The sequence below is a fragment of the Okeania sp. SIO2F4 genome (genome assembly GCF_010672385.1).
Lineage (GTDB): Bacteria > Cyanobacteriota > Cyanobacteriia > Cyanobacteriales > Microcoleaceae > Trichodesmium.
In genome coordinates this window covers 1-6,070 of record NZ_JAAHGT010000594.1, presented here as the reverse complement: position 1 = coordinate 6,070, position 6,070 = coordinate 1, and the positions used below count along the sequence as shown (strand labels likewise).

Genomic DNA, 6,070 nt, shown 5'->3' with positions numbered 1-6,070 from the left:
GCTCTAAATTCCAAGCGTACACACATACATATCTCTGCCTCCCAATTTAGACGACGAATAGAATGTGAGCCATAAGTGAATATAAATTAACAAGAGTAAAATAGACGTAGACACGCACGCCAGGGACGTCGGGTCGACCTCCGCTTATGTAGCTGCTTCCATTCCTTGGATTGCATTATCACCAATACTCTCAGCTTCAATTGAACTTGGTCCGATTTCTTGGACTGAAGAAGTACTCAACTCTCCAGATGAACTGTCAGTTTGTGTCAAGCTGCTCACAACTGTTTCGAGAACTTCTAACTGTTTAGTTGTGAGTTCTTGGAGTGATTGAATGGCTTCTGTTAAATTGGATTTGTCTGAGATATCAGTTTGATTTGTAGGGCCTGTATCACTGGGAGTATTGTGATTTGGTTCCATTATATTCATATTCCCAGTAGGCATTGTTTCGTTAGTCATAGTTTCCTCTATAATCCTATATATCGTTTTGAAGTTATTTTTTGATTCTGTCTCTTGCTCATCAATTTCCTCCCTGACTTATCAGTAATCAAATTGAGTCAGCATCCCTCTGAGAATTTCAGAGGTGTCCTTTAATTTCTGTATTCTCCCCCATTCTCCAGCATTGGCAGCTTTTCGGTTATATTCACGAATCAAATCCCGTAGGGACAATACAGGAAATCCTCTGACAAAGGCTACTTTAGGCCAGAAATTCTTTTCCACAAGAATCTTGACAACTAAGGGACGATAGTGGAAGTTTCCCAGAGTTTCTTGCTGATGCCAAAATAGGTATATTTCACCATTCCCTCCAGTCTGAATATTGAATTGATTGGGATGGTTTGTTAGATATGTATTGACTGCAGGCGCGATCAAAGCCTCCCTGACGATATTAGGATTAGCACCACTATCCCAAGCAAATATTTTTAATTCGATATAGGTAACTGGATCTAGTTGTGCTTTTGATTCCGTTTTTAACTGAGCATATTCTGCATGCAGATGGGCAGCAAAGCTTCCACAGACTGCAAATTGAACTTCTATCTCAGTTTCATTTTCTGAAAATACCGAACTGTTATGAAGTTCTTTAACAAAGTTCTCAAGCATGGTGCGCGTCTGGTTCTGCGTCTGAGTTGCTTGCTGCCCAAAACCAAAGAACTCAGCTCTATTCTTGAAATTCAACTCGAACATTGTAGAAAGTTTGTTAGCCAATGCAACCCACTGTAAAAGCATTCCGTGTGTAACAGGGTTCCAGTTATTCTTAGCAATGTCTGCCTGAACTCCGTTTTCCACTTCGATAGGGATTGTTATATTAGGAATTGTCTGACTTGTATTTTGAAAAGAATTATCAACCATTGATGCTAAATCAAATTCGTTCCCTAAATCATAGGCATCCATAAATTGTTTCAGCATGATAGGAATCAGCCGAGTTACATAAATAGGTTGATTAGGTATATCGACTATTGCCAAGGAATTCGGAAAAATATTTTTCGCTTCAATTTCATTACGTTTCTGAACCACAATATCGTCCAACCTGGGATCATCATTGTTGTTTAAATTCATTATCTGAAATAAACGTCTTACCCGTTTGGTAATCTTATGAGGAGCAGGTGATTGACCAGCAAGAGCCTCCCGCATCATTGCCATGTATTCATCAACGTAGTAAAGATGACCTGGTATTGGGAGTTCGTTGACTTGTCGCGTAATATAAGGACGTGTGTGATACCAGTGTTCCATAGCTTCGATGGAGTCCCGTCGGGGAATACCAATATCGATAAGTTCTGCTTTGCAACTGCCTTGTTCGTCGCCAGGCTCCGTCGGGAGGTCGGAAAGTAAATTGCTTTCATCCAGTGCGTCTATCAAGTCGTCATCTTCAAGAGAGCGATTCCGTACCATTTCAATGGTGACATCATCTGCATGCAGATTAATAAGCATAAAGAACTCTTGCTTAAATTTCCTCAATTTATTAAGGACGAGATTATGTACTTTATTGAAAGTCTCATACCAATACTCGGCAGGCAGATCTGGCTTGATGATAATACCCGTATCCCAGTCATTTTTTCCACTGCCTGGGTCTTTTAACAAGGTAGCTTGGGCACGTCCTCCTTTGAGGTGAAAGAAGAAGTTTTCTTGTCTGGGATCCAACTCTCTCAAAGCGTCGTCGAGTTCTATAATTTTGCTTTCTAACCAGAGAGGAACCCATTTCATACCTAAACTATTATTGATTAAGTCAGTTAGTGTTCCACTGGCATTCCGCTTATCCCCTTGGTTCACTCCAAGATTGGAGACAACTTGAAATGGTACCATTAGCCGGAAGAGATAAAACGGTTCAATGCTGAAGATCATAGATATCTTGGCTAGCCCTTCTACAGCTCTGCCAAGCTCCATTTGCACATCAGTAATCAGGTTTTTAGATGCGTTTTCAAGGTCATTACAGGTAATGGCTTCATCATTTAGATACGCACGCCAAAGGCGCAAGTTATCTTCTACCTTGATTAGGATTGGTATATTAGCATTCTTGAAATAAGAATATTCAGGAAAATCTACGAAACTTGATTGTACCTGATCAAACTCCAAAAGAACCTCCAAAAGACGTTTTTTGGTAAGGAGAAAGTAATCTGGATCGTTATTTTGAGCCAGTGATGAAGTTCTTAAATCCCAGTAAATCCCGTTAAGTTCATTTTTGGCTAAAGTGAATTGTGCTACGGGAGATTTATCGTTGACAGGTGGCTCTTGCGTTAGTAATTCTGGTTCAGTAGCATGGAATGCAAAAAAAGATTGTAACTTTTTATATTCTGCATTTTGTCTCTCGTCGCTACCTTTTGGATAAGCTTGTGCAGCTTCTCGAACTGCTTTTTGATGAATTGTCTCTAACTGCTGAAGAGGATGTATATCAGTACCAAACCATCCAACTGCCAAGTCTTTACACGATCCAAATTTTATATTCAATCCTGTTTCAATAGTTGCAGCTTTGGCTACTTCAGAAAGAGCATGTTCGCCTGGGTTATCTTCCTTATTGATAGAGGATATTCCAATGTCTTCATTTTCCGACGATGATTCTCCATCTTTGTTTGTCCAAGACTTCTGCCACAACTCACTCTTAGTGCCAATCACAAACGCATCAAGGCGATCGCTACCCCTCGCTACAGCAGCCGGAGCCGAAATACAAGTACCTCCAAGATTCTGCCATTCACTCCACTGATTATTCTCCATGAAACGATGGTAGAGGTGATTATCTGTTTCGACAATATCCGTACTAATTGTGAATAGATCGATCGTTTCTGGGCTTCGGCTAGTCGCACTTATACCTAAAATGCTAGGTCCCCCGACATTTTCCCAGCCTGTCCATGTTCTCCCATCTCCCCAGGCGTGATAGATATGCTTATCAATTCCGACAGCAAAAATATCAATGTGTCTCACTTTCCGGGAGACAGCAGCTGGAGTATGAATACAGGTTGAACTTATTTCCCAATTTTCTTGACCTTCTAATATCAGAGGTTGCCAATTCTCCCACGATTCTCCATCCCAATATTTGTGGTAGATGACACTATTCGTTCCGACAGTAAATAGATCGATGCGGTTGTCTGCCCAGGATGTTGCAGTTACTCCATGAATGCAAACGCCACCCAAACTTTTCCATTCACTCCATTGCTCGCCATTCCAAGACTTTTGATAAACTTGTTTATCTTTAGCAATACCAAAAACATCAATCAAATTTGTATCCCGTGAGACAGCAGATGGAGGATAGATAAAAGCTCCCTCTAGACTTGTCCAATCGAACTTCAATTGATCGTTTTCATAGCATTTGTGGTAAAGTTTGCTATCTAATCCGATACCAAAAACATCAAGACGATTGTCACGTCCACAAGCTGTTGGTCCTGAGATCAATGTTCCCTCTAAGCTCTTCCAAATATTCCATGACCCTCCTATTGTTAGAAGATCATTTACGTTGACTTGCCCTGAACTGAGTTGACCCACTGAAGGCATCGCTGATAAACTAGATTGGTTCGTCTCTGAACCCATTGTTTCTTCTGGTATTGGAGTTCCCTGGTTATTCATGTCTCCGGGCGGCATTGTTTGGCTCGTCATAATTTTCTCCTTCAAATTATTAAACCTTGACAAAAACACACTTAACCTTTCTAGGAGTTATATCATGTCCGGTAGCATCGGTATTCTAAAAGGGTAAGAATTTAGAATGCGCGAATTTAGAATTCAGAAATTTGCTTTGTCAGGCTTTATTTAAGGGTATTAACCCTGAAAAAACTTAAATTTCCTGTAGATATTCACCCTTTAGTTTACACGGGAGCATACCAGCGGACATGATATTAAAGCTAACTCGTCATTCAGTTAGTAAACCAACTATCTTATTTCCAGAGAATATCAGATGTTAGGATGTTAGATGCCAGTAATTCTAAATTTTATTAAATCTTTATTAATAGATACAAAACTTAATATTCTACTGCACTAACGAATCTGGAGGAGAGATTTGAATGTCCTGGGAGAATTCCCAATTTACAATTCCCTCTAAATTAGAAATATTAGCCACTTGAGATTCATCAATTGAACCCGTAATGACACCAACAGTCTGCATTAATTGCAAATTTTTCATCCCTATTGCCTGGAGTTTTTCTGCAAGTTGAGTCATTTGATTAAGATAACTATCATGGATTGAGATTAATACATTTCTGCTTGCCATATTTAAATTCTCCGGAATAATATTCTGAGGTTAAATGTAAATCAGGATCTAATCTATGAGAATTCCCACAGTTATGAAATACAATAACAACAATGGGTAAGCTAGATTGGAATATCTTTTTGGGTAAATTGTAACATAGCTAAGGTAATAGCGTTGATTAAATCTTGATAGTTTCTGGCAATAAGATTTTTTTGAGAATAGGCTTAACCTTCCTTCTAACCGATATAAAAAGTGATAAAGTAAGTAGTCCGGCAAAATTAATTGTATATTTTGATCATAGAATTTGAGATAAATTCCTGAAAGTTAAATTTTTCGTATTGGTTAGCTTGAAGACCGACCTATAAAATAATCAGGAGGCTTTGATGAGATATATTAAAGGTTTCAATAAAGACACTATCAGTCTGTTGTTTACTAAAGGGCAAAAATATATACTATCCTAGACAAGTATGTACAAAATGTCTAGGATATGAAACAATATGCAAAAGAAAAAGTCAAAGCTATAGCAAATATTGTTAACATTCCTAGACAAACCATGCTAACCTTGAGTAAAATAATTCAATGTTAGCAATGGCCAAATCTCATGGTTCCTTGAGAGGGATAGAAGCAAAAATTGAATATCATCCTGTCTTTGAGGAACTGGGGGTATTGTACGAATCCTGGAAACGCTCTGCTGTCAACTGGATGCAAACTGAGAAGTTGTCAGAATCCTTTGTCGAAAAGCGTCTAATGAAGCATTTTAACATCCAATGGGCATGGGCTGACTCAATTGCTACTGAAGCCACTCAATGCTTAAACTAATTAAAAACAGCTAAAGCTAATAATATTACTAAACTAGAACTCCAAATTAAAGCTAAAACAACGGCTGCAAAAAAACTCATCACTACCCTAGAAAAAACTTTAAAATTAGCAACAAAAAAAGGTTTCCCACATATACAAGCTCGAAATAAATTTTTTCATCAATTGCTAGGTTTAAAAAGTAAAATTCAGAAAATACAACGTCTGAAACGAAAATTAAAGAAGTTAAATTCTACAGAACGTTTACCGAAAAATAAAGGTATAAAGCCTCTCATGAGCAAGGAGAAAAAAGAAATAATATTTCCTTATATTCAATCCTCTCGGTTAAAACCCGAGGTAATTATCAAGTTCGCCATTATCAATTATCAATTAATGAAATATTTGTTTTGGTTCAAAGAAATTATTTAACGCTCAACATAATTTAGCAGAAAACGGATATAAAACCAGACAGGAATGGGGTGTTGATTGGAGTAAGAAACGCTCAGGCAGGTTTTTCTGCGTGGGAAAATCTCAGCCTGGCGGTGGAACTATGATGAAAGTTTTCCCATTACAAGAGGATGGATTGTATCAACTACAAGTTCAACTACCTAG

General features: G+C 38.3%; 4 protein-coding genes. 1 reads left to right on the top strand and 3 read right to left on the bottom strand.

Annotation, left to right across the window (positions count from 1 at the left end; genetic code table 11):
* Positions 1-144: 144 nt before the first annotated feature.
* The 3 genes from F6K22_RS28320 to F6K22_RS28310 form a co-directional block, all read right to left on the bottom strand.
* Complete coding sequence (locus F6K22_RS28320) at positions 145-456, bottom strand: hypothetical protein (RefSeq protein WP_293105787.1); 312 nt, start codon at positions 454-456, stop codon at positions 145-147.
* A gap of 81 nt (positions 457-537) precedes the next feature.
* Positions 538-4,047, bottom strand: a complete 3,510-nt coding sequence (locus F6K22_RS28315) for a PLL family lectin (protein WP_293105784.1) — start codon at positions 4,045-4,047, stop codon at positions 538-540.
* A gap of 397 nt (positions 4,048-4,444) precedes the next feature.
* Positions 4,445-4,684 (bottom strand): hypothetical protein, encoded by a 240-nt coding sequence (locus tag F6K22_RS28310; RefSeq protein ID WP_293105781.1) that lies wholly within the window; start codon positions 4,682-4,684, stop codon positions 4,445-4,447.
* A 567-nt stretch (positions 4,685-5,251) separates the two neighbouring features.
* On the opposite strand from F6K22_RS28310, the gene F6K22_RS28305 reads away from it, so the two are divergent.
* On the top strand, positions 5,252-5,482 hold the full coding sequence (locus tag F6K22_RS28305; protein WP_293105779.1) for a hypothetical protein: 231 nt from the start codon (positions 5,252-5,254) through the stop codon (positions 5,480-5,482).
* The last annotated feature ends 588 nt before the right edge of the window (positions 5,483-6,070 follow it).

What these genes read in the sequence shown, in the direction of transcription:
- F6K22_RS28320 (WP_293105787.1), bottom strand. Translation starts at nt 456, where the DNA reads ATGACTAACGAAACAATGCCTACTGGGAATATGAATATAATGGAACCA.
- F6K22_RS28315 (WP_293105784.1), bottom strand. Translation starts at nt 4,047, where the DNA reads ATGAATAACCAGGGAACTCCAATACCAGAAGAAACAATGGGTTCAGAG.
- F6K22_RS28310 (WP_293105781.1), bottom strand. Translation starts at nt 4,684, where the DNA reads ATGGCAAGCAGAAATGTATTAATCTCAATCCATGATAGTTATCTTAAT.
- F6K22_RS28305 (WP_293105779.1), top strand. Translation starts at nt 5,252, where the DNA reads ATGGCCAAATCTCATGGTTCCTTGAGAGGGATAGAAGCAAAAATTGAA.